This is a genomic window from Nitratireductor pacificus pht-3B (assembly GCF_000300335.1).
GTDB lineage: Bacteria > Pseudomonadota > Alphaproteobacteria > Rhizobiales > Rhizobiaceae > Nitratireductor > Nitratireductor pacificus.
This window is the reverse complement of sequence record NZ_AMRM01000001.1, coordinates 317,288-334,172: the sequence shown is the minus strand read 5'-3', so window position 1 is coordinate 334,172 and position 16,885 is coordinate 317,288. Positions and strand designations below refer to the sequence as shown.

14 protein-coding genes and 2 pseudogenes are annotated in these 16,885 nt (G+C 63.0%); 9 read left to right on the top strand and 7 right to left on the bottom strand.

Annotation, left to right across the window (positions count from 1 at the left end; all coding sequences use genetic code 11):
- Positions 1-411 precede the first annotated feature (411 nt).
- Positions 412-682: pseudogene (locus NA2_RS22260) on the bottom strand (IS3 family transposase); the annotation flags it as partial.
- A 344-nt stretch (positions 683-1,026) separates the two neighbouring features.
- Entirely contained in the window at positions 1,027-1,398 is a 372-nt protein-coding gene (locus NA2_RS01520) for a hypothetical protein (RefSeq protein WP_008593392.1), read from the bottom strand.
- Between the two features lie 89 nt (positions 1,399-1,487).
- On the opposite strand from NA2_RS01520, the gene NA2_RS21845 reads away from it, so the two are divergent.
- Positions 1,488-1,715 carry a hypothetical protein gene (locus tag NA2_RS21845; protein ID WP_157188095.1) on the top strand — a complete coding sequence of 76 codons (228 nt, stop codon included), beginning with the start codon at positions 1,488-1,490 and terminating at the stop codon, positions 1,713-1,715.
- A gap of 329 nt (positions 1,716-2,044) precedes the next feature.
- On the opposite strand, the gene NA2_RS01515 is transcribed toward NA2_RS21845, so the two are convergent.
- The 3 genes from NA2_RS01515 to NA2_RS01505 form a co-directional block, all read right to left on the bottom strand.
- On the bottom strand, positions 2,045-4,903 hold the full coding sequence (locus NA2_RS01515) for an autotransporter family protein (protein WP_192814149.1): 2,859 nt from the start codon (positions 4,901-4,903) through the stop codon (positions 2,045-2,047).
- A 499-nt stretch (positions 4,904-5,402) separates the two neighbouring features.
- Entirely contained in the window at positions 5,403-6,191 is a 789-nt protein-coding gene (locus tag NA2_RS01510; protein ID WP_008593388.1) for an IclR family transcriptional regulator, read from the bottom strand.
- Positions 6,184-6,597, bottom strand: coding sequence for an acyl-CoA thioesterase (locus tag NA2_RS01505; protein ID WP_008593386.1), 414 nt, complete (start codon positions 6,595-6,597; stop codon positions 6,184-6,186). Before NA2_RS01505 ends, NA2_RS01510 begins: the two co-directional genes overlap by 8 nt.
- Between NA2_RS01505 and NA2_RS22375 the strand changes: the two are divergent.
- From NA2_RS22375 to NA2_RS01470, 8 genes and pseudogenes are all read left to right on the top strand, one after another.
- A pseudogene (locus tag NA2_RS22375) lies at positions 6,586-7,638 on the top strand (FAD-dependent monooxygenase); the annotation flags it as partial. The gene NA2_RS01505 and the pseudogene NA2_RS22375 sit on opposite strands and share 12 nt — an antisense overlap.
- Before the next feature lie 147 nt (positions 7,639-7,785).
- Complete coding sequence (locus NA2_RS22250; protein WP_244423571.1) at positions 7,786-9,429, top strand: benzoate-CoA ligase family protein; 1,644 nt, start codon at positions 7,786-7,788, stop codon at positions 9,427-9,429.
- A 39-nt stretch (positions 9,430-9,468) separates the two neighbouring features.
- A complete protein-coding gene (locus tag NA2_RS01495; RefSeq protein ID WP_008593382.1) occupies positions 9,469-10,437 on the top strand; it encodes a TAXI family TRAP transporter solute-binding subunit in 969 nt (322 codons plus the stop codon).
- A 59-nt stretch (positions 10,438-10,496) separates the two neighbouring features.
- The gene (locus NA2_RS01490; RefSeq protein ID WP_008593380.1) at positions 10,497-12,476 is read left to right on the top strand and encodes a TRAP transporter permease; all 1,980 of its coding nucleotides are present in this window, start codon (positions 10,497-10,499) and stop codon (positions 12,474-12,476) included.
- Positions 12,477-12,485: 9 nt separating this feature from the next.
- Positions 12,486-13,181, top strand: coding sequence for a fumarylacetoacetate hydrolase family protein (locus NA2_RS01485; RefSeq protein WP_008593378.1), 696 nt, complete (start codon positions 12,486-12,488; stop codon positions 13,179-13,181).
- Complete coding sequence (gene maiA, locus NA2_RS01480; protein ID WP_008593376.1) at positions 13,178-13,825, top strand: maleylacetoacetate isomerase; 648 nt, start codon at positions 13,178-13,180, stop codon at positions 13,823-13,825. The genes NA2_RS01485 and maiA overlap by 4 nt, the downstream gene beginning before the upstream one ends.
- A gap of 19 nt (positions 13,826-13,844) precedes the next feature.
- Complete coding sequence (locus NA2_RS01475) at positions 13,845-14,951, top strand: cupin domain-containing protein (RefSeq protein WP_008593374.1); 1,107 nt, start codon at positions 13,845-13,847, stop codon at positions 14,949-14,951.
- A complete protein-coding gene (locus tag NA2_RS01470; protein WP_008593372.1) occupies positions 14,948-15,514 on the top strand; it encodes a maleylpyruvate isomerase N-terminal domain-containing protein in 567 nt (188 codons plus the stop codon). The genes NA2_RS01475 and NA2_RS01470 overlap by 4 nt, the downstream gene beginning before the upstream one ends.
- A gap of 68 nt (positions 15,515-15,582) precedes the next feature.
- Here NA2_RS01470 and NA2_RS01465 read toward each other — a convergent pair whose 3' ends face one another.
- Together NA2_RS01465 and NA2_RS01460 are read right to left on the bottom strand one after the other, a co-directional pair.
- Complete coding sequence (locus NA2_RS01465) at positions 15,583-16,422, bottom strand: alpha/beta fold hydrolase (protein ID WP_008593369.1); 840 nt, start codon at positions 16,420-16,422, stop codon at positions 15,583-15,585.
- A 28-nt stretch (positions 16,423-16,450) separates the two neighbouring features.
- Complete coding sequence (locus NA2_RS01460) at positions 16,451-16,882, bottom strand: PaaI family thioesterase (protein ID WP_157188094.1); 432 nt, start codon at positions 16,880-16,882, stop codon at positions 16,451-16,453.
- Positions 16,883-16,885: the final 3 nt, after the last annotated feature.

The following is a 16,885-nucleotide window of genomic DNA, read 5'->3' as shown; positions in this document are numbered from 1 at the left end:
GTCCTTATTCCACGCCGAAACACACCCACCCCGAACCGGGCCGCCGCTTGCCGCGCCGAAATGCCTTCGTCCGAAGCCTTCAGGACCCGTGACCGAAGATCCCCGCTCAGTGCTCTTCCCATAATCCACCTCCATCGAGGTGGATGTTGAATCATCCCCGAACGCCGTCGTCACATCAAAATCGATTCATCGATCACGGGACGTGCGCTAGTTTCATGGCCACCCCCGTTTCATCCATAGCCCAGCCATGCCACTCGCCACCATTGTGCATAATCGCCGGCACTGGCCTGCCCCTATGAGGTGGTCCGGTTTCAGTCTTGATGCATTATCGGCTTTGCGGCCATTGCCTGCGCAGATGGTGGTGTCGCTCCACGAGGCAGCACCGGCCAAATGATAGTTTCTGGTGCCCGGGGCCTCGCGGCGCAGATGCTTGATTTCATCAGTGGTGGCTGAACGCGTGGTGCCGCCGGCAAGCCGCTTCTTGCCGGCTTCGAAGAATTCGTTCGACCGGTTACAATAGAGGCTCTCGGCAATATCTTCACGCCTATACAACGTGGGAACAGAATCCTCACGCGCAGGTCTTCCAGAACGATACCGATCTTCTCTTGCGACAAATACCATTCCGGGTGGCGCCACGGATGTTCTTGATGACCTTTTCCTCCGGTACTTCTTTGTCCCGGATTTCCGTCTCATCTTCGCTCCTCGAAGGGCTACGATGAGCCAGAAGTCTCCCTCTATCCGTTGAGCCGATTATCTCTCGTTGGCGCTGAACCCGGACAGCGTATCGGGGCTGGCAATCGCCGCAACGCAACAGAACGCATTCATCTGGAAGCTGTGATCCACCTCGCAGGAGAAACCCTTAGCCTAGCTGTTCCCGTCTTTCGTGCGATACACGAAAACTGACCTGCGATCTGCATTATGACCGAGGGCCCAGGGTTCAAGTCTGGCGGTCCAGCAGCAAAGCTGTCGAGGAAATCGGCAATGGAAGGCTCCCTCGGAAACCTCCATATAGTCGAATGGCCATCCTCAATCAAGGAAGACACCGCTAGCGACAATCGACATGCCGCGTTGCTCGGGATAAACGACATCCGTTGAAAACTCGCCAGCAGCGCCTTCGGAGCAGTTGTTGAGAAATTGATCACCGCTGACGCGTTTCGCATCGTCCCAGTCGCCTGCAAAACGCCGGCGGCGCAGGCGTTCATACAACCCAAGGGCAGCATACATCTTGTCGCCGACCGTATTGCACGCGGCAAAGTCCCAGCTTGGTCGGGTGAACTGCCCCCCCCCCGGATGTTCCAGCTCGATTGTCTCTTTTTTCAATCCGAGGAAGCGCGTGGGAAAGCGAAGGTGTTCTTCGATGCCGCAGGCAACCGCGTAGCGCGCGCCGAGAGTATCCATGGTGAAATGCCGCGCACGCTCGGCGTCGAAGAGCTCCGTAGCTATGCTATGGAAGAGTATGCAAACGCCCCCGAACGCTGCAGATCTGGATGGACGAACTGGTAAGCACCGTGAAGGCGCGGATGCCGAAGCATTTTGGTAGGCAAATCGGTGACGTCTACACCGGTCCACTCAAGGCGATGGCGGTTGCCGCACTGCGCGATATCGCCGGCGGCGAAAAACACGATACTGCGGAGGCAGCCTGGGTGGGCACATCACCGTGCTTTGCTCCCTGCAAGAAACATTATGCCGCTGGGTTAGGAGTCCTACCGGGTTGACTTTCGGGGATGCCTCCGGGAACTGCGCGCCGGAAACTGCGCAACAAATTGTGTAACATCTGATTAGCTAAAGCGTTGAAAAATAAGATATTAAGGCCTGATATCGAATCCGGCCCGGGGAGCCACTTTCCATTTATTCCGCCACCGAAATCCCAGAACTGCGCAGTTCTTGGCCTTTTGGCACGCGCTCGTGTTGCACGTTTTTGCCAGAGGGCCGAAGACGAGGAGACGGGCGAGGCTTGACCCCTCCTTCACAGGAACGGATTGTGCTCTTATAGCTGGCAGCCTCCACTGCGATCGATTGCGTCCGCCGACACGATGCGCAACCCTTACCAGCGCAGTCGGAACCCGGCGTTTGCATTCACCCGGTAGCTATCACCGAAATGCCTCACGCTGCTGTTCAGAGATGCTTCGCCGTATAGCGAGTACTGATCATTGTTCCAGTTGTAGGAACCACCGATCCCGGCGCCGATCCACAATGGCTCTTTGTCACTGACAAACTCGACCCCTGAAACCGTCGAACGTGAGCCATCGAGGAAATCATAATAGAGATTGGCGACACCGTAGACATGGCTACGTCGTGCCTTTCCTGCAGCGTCACTCCACTCCTGAGTCAGATCAACGCTGATCCCGAGCCTCGAACTCAGGGAATCGCCATTCTCCAGACCAACAATCGCTCCGAAAGCATCCGTGAACGTGTCAAAGTTCACATCGGAATAGACAAGCTGCGCCTGCGGTGTAACCGACCAGATTTTGTCGAGCGCAATCCGCTTTCCCACTTCAATGCCCATTGCGTAGCCGAAGCCGTTGTTTCCGCTGACAAGGCTGCGATTTGCCGCGCTGGAAACCAGATCACTGTCAAACCATGTAACCTGCGCCTGAGTATCCACGTAGAAACCAGAGTTGCCGTACCAGGTCAGTGTGCCGCTTAAGCCGTAGCCAGTGGCGTCAATCGACCCATTGCCAAACAGGGACGTGACATCCGATGAGACCGTTCCGTAGTGAACCGAGACGCCACCGATAAAGCGCCCATTCTCGTTTTCATGGATCAGACCGTCTGCTCCCGCCTGCATTTTCCACAGATCCAGATCGTATTCCGCGCCGCTTGTGGAGGCCTTGGGATCTATCTTGCTGTGGCTGGCTGCGACGCGGCCCCACACACCGGATTTGTCCGGACGGGCTTCTGACCACATGCGGTTGCCCACCCTCTGCTGTAGGGTTTCAAGTGAACTGAAGCTGCCCAGGACGTTTGCGTAGGTTTCATAGATGGGAACGCCCGGCTGATAGAGCGGTGTTGGGCTGGGTGTCGGACTGGGGGCCACAGGCAAGAGTGATGATCGCAGATACCAATCACCGTCCGTAGGTGTGCTCACTCCATTCTGATAGAGCCGGTAGGCGTAGGCGCCCCCGACCACCGCCTGATCACCCTCAAACACGTAGTCGCCGTTTAGGACAAACGAATCCGCGTCTGATGCGCCTGCAACATCAACAATGCGAATGCCTTCGACAGTGGGGGCGCTAGCTCCACCTACGTTGGTGACCCGCACCTGTGTTGCCCCCGAACCCAGGATTGAGTTGCCGACTATGACGAGGACGTCCGTATCAGAAGCATCATCCCCGAGTACGGATTCGATCTCTAGCGCGCCACCGTTACTGGTATAATCCCCGTCGATGGTCAGCGTGCCAATGGAGTTGCCCGGCGCGATCGCGCCACCTGAATAGTTTGTGGTTGCACCGACTGTTCCGGTGCCGGACAGAATGCCGCCATGGACCTCAGTGGTCCCCCCCAGAACGCCATTCACTTCAAGTGTGCCGGCCTGAATGGTAGCAAGCCCGCTATAGCCGAGCTGATCCGCGGTGAGGATCGTTTTTCCGGGACCCGTGTGGTTGATGGCTCCATCCCCATTGATGGCAATGTCGAAACCATACGCGTCCTCGGTATGATTGAAATTGATCTCACTGTTTGTCGCTAGTTGAATTTCCGATGCCTCAAGCGTGCCTGCTTCAGTCGGAGATTGCCCGGCCGCACCGCCGAAGTTCAGCGCTGCATCGCTGTTTGGGTCTGCACTTCCCAGCACAAGGGATGTTGCCCCTGCTACCACTGTTACTTTCGAGCCATCCGAAATTGTCAAAGTAGCTTGACCGTTCTGCCCCAGACGCAACGTATCTGCGTTGAGCGAGGATCCGCTACCCGAAACAAGAACATCGAAAATGGGAACCGTGGCACCCAGGCGCTTATAGCCTAGATCCACGACAGTTCCCGTGAGGGTTGCCCCATCCAGTACCGAGATTGCCCCATAGTAGCCGGTGATCGCATCTGTTTCGTAACGGGAGCCCGTGCCAGTTACTTCAATCTTTGCGTTTGAGGTATCGAATGCGCGAATGACACCGCCAACGTGCGTGCTTCCATTGACCTTGACATACCCCCCATCGCTAACGCGAATAAAGGTTTCGCCGTTAGCCATTGTCATTCCGGTTGTTTCATACCGCGAACCGGCACCATTCACATGGATCGTGGCCTTCCCGTTGCGAAACCCGGATGAATGGATGCGAGTGCCTCCTCCGGCGATGAACTGACCACCGTCAGTAATCGTCAACGTCGATTGTGAGGCATTGCCGTAGCTCATATCCACGGTGCCAGCCCCCGAAGCAAGCAGGCGTGTGCCAGCCCCGGTCACGGTCAGGCTCGAAACCGCGTTATCAGAGCGAGAGAGATCCAGCTGCGCGTACGTAAATCCGTTGTAGTTGGAGAGTTCGGTATCTCCACCGCTGTTTACGACTGCGCTCCCCCCATTCACCAGGAATCGAGCGAAACCCGAAGCCGTGCTCGAGATCACAAGCGCCCCATCACCTCCCTTGTTGAGGGCGTCTCCCGCGCCGGTGATGTTTCCCGTAATGGTCAGTGAGGCACCTGCAGCAACATTCAGGTCTGTAGCAGGCAAGAATGACAGGGAATTGGCCCCGGTCTCGATTGTGATGTTCTTTTCATTGACCGCCGGCAACGGGCCGGTGATCGAAAAGCTGCTGGTTAGGGCAATGGTCGAAGTGGCGTCACCACTCGCCTGGGCAAGGGAGATTGCGTTTGCCAACTCCGCCTCGCTGGACACAGTAAACGTTGCAGCATTTGATGCTGTTGCAGCAGCCATCAATGCCACACTGGTCAATAGCAGCTGGCGACGCTTGCGCATGTTGTTGCACCCGTTTGAATCGGCTCGTGCGCCTACCGTCGGCATGGATGCCCCTCCATAAAAATGCTCAGAATCACAATTTGGTCAGCCGGCTCACTAACCTGGGCATACTGTTATCGTGAAAACTGGACTTATCAACCACTCACCGATTGAAATCAAAATGAGTATTTTCAATGATTAACTGAATCTAAATTTTGAACAGAACTATGGATATTTTTCAGAAATACGCTTGTTTACATTCTTGTTTATGATGTTATATCAACTTTTGACTACTCGACGCCCTTGACCCAACAAACGCGCCTCATCTGGCATATCTAAACTTGTTAATCCCGTTTGGCTTCGGGTCTAGGAGCCAATTACTTTCGCTTCATTCTCGCCTTTGCCAAGCTCCGTGCCGGACGCGGTTTCCGTCCTTCCGGCGCTCTGCCAGGCTTGACGCTCCCGCGAGCCAGGCGTCCTCAGGCCGCCGCTCCGCGCGTGAACCGCGCCACATAGCTTCTCAGGGGGACTTTCTGATCACGGAGTGCTCGGCGCAGAACGCCAGCAGCCGCTGGATGGAGTTGGTGCGCTGCGTGATCTCCTGGGGATCGGTACCGACCAGCGTGACGACCGCCTGCGCCTCCTGCTGCCAGTCGAGAATCGGCGCAGCGGCAGCGACCAGTCCGGGGATGAACTTGCCGTCAACCGAGGCATAGCCGCGCGCCCGAATGGAAGCGATCAGCGCGTCGATGCCCGCCGTCGTCGCCTTGAAGTCGTAGAGCAGATCGGGATTTCGCGCGGCGCGGCGCAGTTCGGCATCGCGCAGCTTGGCGATCTGCGGCGGCGGCGCCCAGGCGAGGAACGCCCGGCCCGTTGCGGAGTTGAGAAGCGGCAGCGTCGTTCCGAGCCCCATCGAGGTGACGGTAGGAGAAATACCGCGCTCCCAGCGCACGACCGTCGCCCCTCCATTGCCCCAGACAGACAGCAGCACGGTCATCTCGGTCTCGGCGGCGAGTTCGGCGAGACCGTCGGCCGTGTGATTGACGAAGTCGTGGCGGGCGATCGCGGCGAGACCCAGTTGCATCGCCTCGAGACCGAGATCGTACCGGCCCGAAGGCCCCTCCTGCTTGACCAGCCCGGCGCGAAGGAACGAGGCGAGATAGCGATGCACCTTGCTCGGCGGCATCTTGCAGGCACGCGCGATATCGGAAAGCGGCACCGGCCCGTTCTGCCCGCTCAGGGATGCGAGAACCCGCAGCGCGGCGTCGAGAGACTTGATGCCGTTCGTTTGACCGCCTTCGTCAGCCATGCCCCTGCCTTTCCATCATCTCGCGGAACGGGGACAGATCGCCGGCCGTCATCCCCGCATCGCCCTTGATAAAGAGCGCGCGCACCTCTCGCGCTTCGAAAACGAGTTTATCGCCCACGCAGGCACGATACGCCAGACTGACGGACCGCTGCCCCCAACTCTCTATGGACAGGCGCAGGTCCACGCGGTCCCCATCAAGGATGGGACTGCGGAAGCGCGCATTGACATCGATCAACCCGAGGCCGACGGCACCGAGGCGCCGGCAGATCGCCGCGTGCCCGCCGGCAGGCCGGAGACAGTCGTGGAACGCCGCGTCCACCCATCGAAAAACGTTTGGATAGAACACGATGCCGGCCGGGTCGCAGTCCCCGAAAGTGACCGGCTGCGAAAAGATATGAACATCCATTGTTTTCCATTCCACGTAACACGTTGCGCAATACGTAAATCTACGCTACTGACTGGCGGGTGTCGAGAGACGTTGGGAGAAGACATGGCGAAACCATCCAGCATCGAGATCCTCGGCGGGGGGCCGGCGGGGCTTTACACGGCCATCCTGCTGCGCCGCCTGCTGCCGCAGGCGCGGGTCCGGGTCACCGAGCAGAACCCGAAAGGCGCGACCTTCGGCTTCGGCGTGGTCTTCTCCGACCAGGCGCTCGACTTCCTGAATGCCGACGATCCCGAAACGCACGATCTGGTCACGCCGCACATGGAGCGGTGGCGCAACATGACGCTCAACCACCCGCGCGGGCAGGTGACGATCGACGGGGTGGGCTTTTCGGCAATCGGCCGTCTCGAGCTGATCGAGATCCTGCGCAAGCGCGCCGAGGACCTCGGCGCCGAGCTGCGCTTCTCGACCCAGGTGACGGCGCTCGAAACGCTCGACGCCGACGTCGTCATCGGAGCGGACGGGTTGAACTCGCTGGTGCGGCACGCGCTTGAGCCGGATTTCGCCCCCCGGATCGACCATTTCGACAACCATTTCGCCTGGTTCGGCGCCAACATCCCGTTCGACACGCTGACGCAGACCTTTCTGAACACCGACAAGGGGCCGCTGAACGCGCATCATTATCGCTATGCGCCCGGCCGCAGCACGTTCATCGTCGAATGCGACACGCAGACCTTCCGGGAGCATGGTTTTGACAGCCTCGGCGAGGAAGAGAGCGCGCGCCGATGCGCCGAAATCTTCTCCGACGTTCTCGGCGGCACGCCTCTGGTCACCAACAAGTCCATGTGGCGGCAGTTCCCGCGCCTGTGGTGCGAGAGATGGGTGTCGGGGCGCTATGCGTTGATCGGCGATGCGGTCCATACGGCGCATTTCTCGATCGGTTCGGGCACGCGGCTCGCGATGGAGGACGCCATCGCGCTCGTCCGCTCCCTCGCCCGGCACGCCAACGTCGGCGATGCGCTGGCCGCCTATCAGGAAATGCGGCAGCCGATCGCCAGGAAGATCGTCGACGCGGCCAACACCTCGGCCACCTGGTACGAGACCTTTGGCGAGAAGATGAAGCTCGAGCCGCTGGATTTCGCCTTCAACTACATCACGCGCTCAGGCCGCGTCGACATGGACCGGCTGCGGGCGACGGCGCCGGAATTCATGGCGCGCTACGAGGCCGGGAAGAACGCGTCCGTGGAAGCCGTTGCCGATCCGGTCGCGGCGGAAACCCCGGGAACCGCCGAGATCGGCTTCGACAAGCGCGCGCACCGCAACTGTTCCGACATCCTGTGGCGCAATCTCGAGCGGAACCCGGACAAGGCCGCTGTGGTCGGCCCGGCCGGGCAGCTGACATACCGGGCGCTGATCGCCGAAGCGGCGCGCTGGGGCAATGCCTTTGCCGGCGCCGGCCTCGCCCGGGGCGAGCGCATCGCCTTCTTCCTGGACGACACGCCGGCCTATCCGGCCGCCTTCTTCGGCGCGGTCCGCGCCGGTTTCGTGCCGGTTCTGCTCAACATTCAGACCCGGCCGGACCTGCTCAACTTCTTCCTGAAGGATTCCGGCGCAAGGATCGCTCTCTGCGAGGCGTCGCTGACCGACTGCTTCTCGCAGACGGCGATGGCGGGAACCGCGATCGAGAAGACCATCGTCGTCAACGGACCCGCTCCGGGAGACCGGTTCGTCGAGGCCGGCGGTTTCCTGGACCGCCAGCCGACCGAGCTGGCGCCGGCCGACACCGGACCCGACGACATGGCCTTCTGGATGTATTCGTCCGGCACGACCGGCCGGCCTAAGGGCATCGTGCACCTGCATCACGACATGGCCTACACCCAGGAATCCTTCGGCCGGCATGTCCTGAAGCTTGCGTCCGACGACATCTGCTTCTCCGTTCCGAAGATCTACTTCGCCTATGGCTTCGGCAATGCCTTCACCTTCCCCTTCTCGGTCGGCGCGACGACCCTTCTGATGCCGGGACAGCCACGGCCCGAAGCGGTTCTCGACACCATCGAGCAGTTCAGGCCCACCGTCCTGTTCGGCCTGCCGACCCTCTACACGGCGCTGGCGCGAACCGACGGGATCGGGGATCGCGATCTTTCCTCTATCCGACAGTCCATGTCGGCCGCCGAGATCCTGTCCGAGGACGTCTATTCCGCATGGAAGAACCTGACCGGACACGGCCCGACGGAGGGGTTGGGCTCCACCGAAATGCTCCACATCTACCTGTCCAACAGGCTCGAGGATCACCGTCTTGGCGCCGCCGGCGCGCGGGTGCCGGGCTACGAGGTGCGCCTCGAGACGCCGGACGGCAAGCCCGCGGCGACCGGCGAGGAAGGGGTGATGCTCGTGCGCGGCCACTCCTCCGCGCCCTGCTACTGGAAACGCCCGGACAAGACCGGCGACACGATGCGCGGCGACTGGCTCTACACCGGCGACCGCTTCATCGAGCGCGACGGCTACTACTACTTCCAGGGCCGCGCCGACGAACTGATCAAGGTTTCGGGCCAATGGGTGTGGCCGCTGGAGGTGGAACGCTGCCTCAACGAACATCCGGACGTGCATGAATGCGCGGTGCTGGCCCATCAGCTCGAAGACAGGCGCATGGCCCTGCGCGCCGTGGTTCGCCTGAGCAAGGGGATCGAGGAGAGCGAGGCTCGGACGCAGGCATTGAGGGATTACCTCAAGGACCGCCTGACGCCCTACAAGTCGCCGCGCATCTTCGAGTTCGTCGCCGACCTTCCGAAGACCGGAACCGGCAAGATCGACCGGCAGGCGCTCGCCACGGCATCGATAGCGGCGGCGAGCTGAACAGAACTCATTCTGACAATGACGACAGGGAGGAAACCAATGAACGTCTTCAGGAATGCAGTGTTGGCCGGGCTGTTCACGCTTGCGGCGGGAGCCGCGGCCCAGGCCCAGGTATCGTCCATCTCCACGCCGCCGCAGGGATCGGTCTGGAACACCATGGCCTCCGTCATCGCCGGGCAGGCCCGCGAAAGCGCGGGCATGGGCCTGGTGGTGCAGCCCTATGGCGGCAACGCGCAGATGATGCAGGCCGTCAACGACGGCCTGGCGGAATATTCGCTGAACGACGTGAACGACGTCATAACCGCCGTCGGCGGAACGGGAGAATACGCCGCGGCTCTGCCGAACCTGCGGGTCATCGCGCGGATCAATCCGTTCCCGATCGGCCTCTACGTCAAGGAAAGCTCCGGCATGACCGCCGTCAGCGCCCTGGCGGGCAAAAGCGTTCCCTCGGGCTGGGACGCCTTTCCGATCGCCCGCTCGCACATCTCGGCGATCCTGGCCGCCGGCGGTCTTACCTGGGACGACGTGAAACAGGTTCCCGTTCCCGAACTGATACGCGGTTCGGATGACATGGCTTCCGGCCGCGTCGACAGCGCCTTCTTCGCCGTCGGCGGACCGAAGGTCGCCGAGATCGACGCCTCCGTAGGGGGCGTGCGTTTCCTCACCGTCGATGCCAATGACGAGACGCTTGCCGCAATCCAGAAGGTCCGCCCGGCCTTCTATTTCTCCGAAGTGGCGCCCGCTCCGGTCCGCGTGGGCGTGCCCGAACCGATGATGTTCGTCACCTGGGACAATGTGCTTCTCGCCGGAGCGCATGTTTCCGACGAGCAGGTCGGTCAGCTTCTGGCGGCCATCTTCGACAACAAGGACGCCATCGCCAAGGCCTACCCGCCCCTCGGCGCGCTCAATATCGAGACGGCGTTCAAGGAGTATCCCGGCGTCGAATACCACCCCGGCGCCGTCGCGTTCTTCAAGGAACGCGGCGTGGCCCAGTCGCCGGCGGAGTGATCGGCCGGTTCCAGTAAGCGCGGGGAGCGGCACGGAACTCCCCGCGTCCTCAAGGGAGGATGACCGTGGACACGGATACACAGACCGCCATTACGGCAACTTGGGAGAAACGGCTCGTCGGCGGCCTCGCCGGAGCGCTGACAATCGTCGCCGTGCTCCAGGCGGCCGACCTCCCTTCCCGGCTCGGCTACTCCTATTACACAGAACAGTTTCTCGCGATCGTGCTCGGGCTCAGTCTCGCGCTGGTCTTTCTCGTCCGGGGAAGCAGGGCTGCCGAAGAGGGCGGACCGGTGCGCTCCGGGCCGGTCGACTGGGCGCTTTCCGCGCTCGGCCTGACGCTCTCCTTCTATGTTGCCCTCGCCTATCCCAGCCTCGTCAGCCGCACGATGATGCTGCCATGGGACGCGCTCATCGTCGGCACGGCACTCTTTCTGCTGGTGCTTGAAGGCCTGCGGCGCGCCGTGGGGTGGACGCTCGTCGTCGTGGTGCTGGTGATCGCCGGCTATGGCCTGCTCGGCCATCTGGTGCCGGGCGCGCTCCAGACGCGCGAGGTGCAGCCGCAGCGCATGGCGGTCTATCTCGCATTCGATCCGAACGGCCTTCTCGGCCTGACGCTGAACGTCGCAGCGACCGTCGTCGTCGCCTTCGTCTTCTTCGGCCAGCTGCTGCTGCGTTCGGGGGGCGCGGATTTCTTCAACGACATCGCGCTGGCGAGCATGGGACACAGGCGCGGCGGCGCGGCGAAGATATCCATCGTCGCCTCGGGACTGTTCGGCTCGATCTCGGGCGTGGTCGTCTCGAACATCGTGGCGACCGGAATCGTCACCATCCGCCTGATGATCCAGTCCGGCTTCCGTCGGACGACGGCAGCGGCGGTGGAGGCGGTCGCGTCCACGGGCGGGCAGATCGCGCCCCCGGTGATGGGCGCCGTCGCCTTCCTGATGGCGGACATCCTTCAGCGGCCCTACACCGAAATCGTGGTCGCGGCCATCGTGCCGGCCCTGCTCTACTACGTCGCCCTGTTCATCCAGGTCGACCTGCTGGCGGCGAAGCAGCGCATCAAACAGATCGAGGGAGAGGACATCCCGTCGGCCTCCAGGGTGATGTCGCGCGGCTGGGTTTTCGCCCTGCCCTTCGCCGCGGTCGTCATCGCCCTGTTCTGGTTCAACCAGCGTGCCGAGACTGCCGCGCTCTGGGGCAGCGCCGCGGCGCTGCTGATCGGCCTGACGCTTGGCTACGGCAAGACACGCATGTCGCTGCGCGACCTGTGGGACGGCGCGGTGGAGACCGGCCGCTCGATAACCGACATCATCATGATCTCGGCCGCCGCCGGCTTCATCATCGGCGTCCTCAACGTCACCGGCCTCGGCTTCGCGGTAACCTTCGCCCTCGTCGGTCTCGGCAAGGGCAGCCTATTCCTGCTGCTGCTGATCTCCGCCGCGGTCTGCCTGGTTCTCGGCATGGGGATGCCCACGGTCGGCGTCTACCTGCTGCTTGCGGTCCTAATCGCACCTTCGCTGGTGCAATCCGGCGTAGATCCGATCGCCGCCCATTTCTTCATCTTCTACCTGGGCATGATGTCGATGGTGACGCCGCCCATCGGGATCGGCGCGTTCTTCGCGGCGACGATCGCCAAGGCGTCGCCCATGGCCACGGCTTGGGAATCCATGCGCCTCGGCTGGACCGCCTATATCGTGCCGTTCCTCTTTGTGTTCTCGCCGGCGCTGCTGCTGATCGGCGAGCCGGTGGAAGTCGCACTGGCCGTCGCCACCGCCATCGGCGGCGTCTACGCCATCTCGGCGGCCTTCGTGGGCTGGCTGCACTGCCCCCTCGGCATGATCCAGCGCATCCTGACGGCAGCGGCCGGCGTCGCGCTCCTTCTGCCTCCCGGGATTGGCGGCGAGGCGACCCTGTGGGTGAACGCGGCAGGCCTTCTCGCTCTGCTCTCGCTCCGGTTCCTCGGGAAGAGCACCCATTCCCCTGCCACCATCGCCGAGCCCGATGCGGCACGGCCCGAAGCATCAACCAAGAGAGTATGAGGACGATTGATGGACCTGGTCTTTTCACCTCCAGCACAGCCGACGGTCGCGGTATCGGGAAGCGACAAGCGCTTTCCCGTCCGGCGGATCTTCTGCGTCGGGCGCAACTATGCGGCCCATACCCGCGAGATGGGCCGGGATCCCGATCGCGAGCCGCCGTTCTTCTTCACCAAACCGGCCGATGCGGTGGTTGCCGACGGAGAGACCGTCGCCTACCCGCCGGAGACGGAGAACTTCCACTACGAGGCGGAACTCGTTGTGGCCATCGGCACCGGCGGGCGCGACATTCCCGAGGAGAAGACGCTGGAACATGTCTGGGGCTATGCGGTCGGCAACGACCTGACCCGCCGGGACCTCCAGCTTGCCGCGCGCGACAAGGGACGCCCCTGGGACTGGGGCAAGTCCTTCGACCGTTCCGCGGTGATCGGCCCGGTTCATCCCGCAAAGGATGTCGGCCATCCCGCGAAGGGCTCTATACGCCTGACGGTGAACGGCGAGACGAAGCAGGATGCGGACCTCGCCGAACTGATCTGGTCGGTTCCGGAGATCATCTCGATCCTTTCGAGTTCCATGACCTTGAAGCCCGGCGATCTGATCATGACCGGCACGCCGGCCGGTGTGGGCGCTCTCGCCGTCGGCGATGTCTGCGTCGTCGAGATCGAGGGGCTGGGCCGGATCAGCACCAGGATCGGACCGCGCGAATGACACTGAGGCTCCACAATTTCTTCCGCTCCTCGACCTCGACGCGGCTTCGCGCGGCGTTAAACCTGAAGGGCCTGGGCTATGAATACGTGCCGTATGCGCTGCGCAAGGGCGAAACGCGGACCCCGGACTATCTCGCGATGAACCCCGCCGGCCTCGTGCCGGTGCTCGAGCGCGCGGACGGCACGGTTCTCACCCAGTCGCTCGCCATCATCGAGTGGCTCGACGAGCGGCATCCCGAACCGCCGCTCCTGCCGCCGGACCCCGATGGGCGCGCGCGGGTGCGCAGTCTCGCCTACATGATCGCGTGCGAGATCCATCCGCTGAACAATCTTCGCGTTCTCGGCTATATCGGCGAAACCTTCGGCGCAGACGAGGCCGCCACGAAGGCGTGGTTCACCCATTGGGTCTGCGAGACCTTCGACGCGCTCGAGAAGACGCTGTCCGGCAGCCCTGAAACGGGCGGATACTGCCATGGCGACGCTCCGGGCCTCGCCGATATCTGCCTTTACGCGCAGGTCTGGAACAACAGGCGCTTCGATATCGAAACGGAAAGATGGCCGACCATCGCCCGCATCTTCGCGGCGCTCGACGCGCTTCCGGCATTCCGCGACGCGGCCCCGCCGAACCAGCCCGACGCCGCCTGATCCGAGAAGGAGGAAAGTCATGAACGTCGACACGACCGACGCCCCCGTCGAGAACGCCATGCAGCCCGAGGACACGCCCGAACTCCGTGAGCTTTACGCGGGGTTCGAACGCGAGAACCTGATCCCGCTGTGGACCCAGCTCGGCGATCTCATGCCGGTGCATCCTCGGCCGAAGGCGGTCCCGCATGTGTGGAAATGGTCCAGGCTCCTGCCGCTTGCCGAGAAGTCGGGCGAGCTCGTCCCGGTCGGCCGTGGCGGCGAACGCCGCGCCCTCGGCCTCGCCAATCCGGGTCTCGGCGGCAATGCCTATGTCAGCCCGACGCTCTGGGCCGCTATCCAGTATCTCGGCCCGCGCGAGACCGCGCCCGAGCACCGGCACGCGCAGAACGCGTTCCGCTTCGTCGTCGAGGGCGAAGGGGTCTGGACCGTGGTCAATGGCGACCCGGTGCGCATGAGCCGTGGCGATCTTCTGCTGACGCCCGGCTGGCACTTCCATGGGCATCACAACGACACCGATCATCCCATGGCATGGATCGACGGTCTCGACATCCCCTTCAGCCAGCAGAACGATGTCGGCTTCTTCGAGTTCGGCTCCGAGCGGGTGACCGACTACGCAACCCCGAATTTCAGCCGCGGCGAGCGGCTCTGGTGTCACCCGGGCCTGCGGCCGCTGTCCGGATTGCAGGACACCGTTTCCTCGCCCATCGGCGCCTATCGCTGGGAATTCACCGACCGCGCCCTGACCGAGCAGTTGCTGCTCGAGGACGAGGGCGAGCCTGCGACGGTCGAACAGGGGCATGCCGCGATCCGCTACGTCAACCCGACGACCGGCGGCGACGTCATGCCGACCATACGCTGCGAGTTCCACCGGCTACGCGCCGGCGCCGAGACGCCGGCGCGGCGCGAGGTCGGTTCCACCGTCTTCCAGGTTTTCGAAGGCGTGGGTTCGGTCGTCATCGCCGGTGAAACGCACAGGCTCGATATCGGCGACATGTTCGTGATCCCTTCATGGGTGGAATGGTCGCTCCAGGCCGAGACGAAGTTCGACCTGTTCCGCTTCTCCGATGCGCCCATCATGGAGCGGCTCCACTTCATGCGGACGCAGGTAGAGGGCCAGCGCCGGTGAACCCGACGCCGCAGGAAGACCAGGCCCGCGCCGCCCTGCGCGCGCGGCAGGGCATGGGCGCGCGCTACGACGCGCCCGCGGCGCCGGCCGGCGACATGCTCCTGGCGCGGCGGGCGACCGCCTTCTTCGCCCGCAAGCTCAACGAACTGACCGACGCCGCGCTCGATCTCCCCTCCTCCCGCCCCGGCCTGCCCCGCCGGCATCTGATCGTGATTGCCGGCTACCAGGCGCGCATGCTCGCCGAACTGGTCGCCTGGGTGCGCGAAGGACAAGCGGGACCGCCTCCCCGCCGCGCGAACGTCGAACCCGATGAGATCGCATGGGGCATGACCCTGCCCTCGCACGCCCTGCGGAACCTGGTGCGGCATGCGGTCGTGCATCTCGATGTAGAATGGCGCGATCTGAGCGACAGACAATGGGAACAGACCGTCACGGATGCCGGCGGCGTCGCCCTCTCGATCCGCGAAACACCGATGATCCGCGCGCGGACGCTACGGGAGATCGTCATGGACCTCGATGTCGGGGTGACGACCGCGAACCTCCCGGACGGGATCAGGCTTTAGACCCGTCCTGGACGTTAGCATCCTTCAACTTGCAACGGCGAAACCGGCAGTGATCAGCCGGCATCTTTCTATGAACGGGGCGCGCTCTTGTCGCTGTCCCGGGAAGACAGCCCGTCAAGGAACCGCAGGAGCACCTGCGCAAACTCGGCGGGGTGCGTGGCGTAGCCGATATGCCCGCCGGGAAACTGCAGCACCGGAGTGCCGGTCTTATCGGCCAGAAGCCTTGCTACCTCATAGGTCGGGAAGCCGGCGGAGGCCTCTCCGCCTGCCGCGACGAATTTCTGCGAATGCTCCGCGATCGCCGCGGTGTCGAGCTGGACGGCCGTGTACTGCCTGAGCTCGTTCTCGAACCAGTGGGTCGAGTTGGCCCGGGTTTCCTCGTCATCGAGATTGACGGAGGCCTTCATGGCCTGCTTGTCGACCTCGGCGAAGCCATGCTCGCGAAACAGCTCATAGGCGGCCGGCATGCCGCTTTCCCGATACACGGCATACATGCGGGCGAAGAAGTCGACCCAGTGCCCGTCGTCGGGGAGCAGGCTGACGGCCGCCGGCTCGTGGGCGATCATCGTCTGGACCGATTCCGGATGGGCGGCCATAAGGCCCAGCGTCACGACGGCGCCGGAGCTGCTGCCGAAGACCGTCGCGGGGCCGATCTCCAGCGCCTCGATGAGGCGGTGAATATCGTCGATGTCGCTGGCGAGCTTGTCGCCGTCCTGCGGCCCGAGCAGCTTGCTTCGCAAGAAGCCGCGTCGATCCATCAGCACAACGGTGTATCGGGCGGTCAGATGCGGCAGCAGCGCCCGGAAGACCTCGGCCGTTCCCCGCCCGCCGGGAACCAGGACGAGCGGCGGACCCTCTCCATGGACCTCGTAATAGATCGTCGCTTCGGGAACGTGCAGAAACGGCATGACGCCCTCCTGTTCTAAAAATGTCGGGTCAGGCTTTCTCGAAAAGCTTCGGCTCGGGCGAGACCGTGCTGAACGTGCCGCGGCCGAGCGCATAGGTCGTGCCGTCCTTGCCGGCGATCTCGACATCGGCGACGCCGATGCTGCGCCCGATGCGGCAGACCTTGCCCGTGGCGACCAGGTCGGTGCGGCGCGGCGTCTGCATGAAGTCGATGCGCAGATTGACCGTCGGCGTCGGATGGCCCTTCACGAGCGAACACGCCATCGCGCCGGCGACGTCGACCAGCGAGGCGATGACCCCGCCGTGATAGTTTCCCGCCGCCGGAAAGATCGAGTAGGCATCGTCATAGGGCAGCTCGAAAACGACCGTGCCGCTTTCCTCGTCGCTCGAGACCGGGACGAGCTTGAGAAACTTGTGGAACTCGGCCTGGGCGACGAGCTCGGTGAGTTGCTGGAAATCCATGTT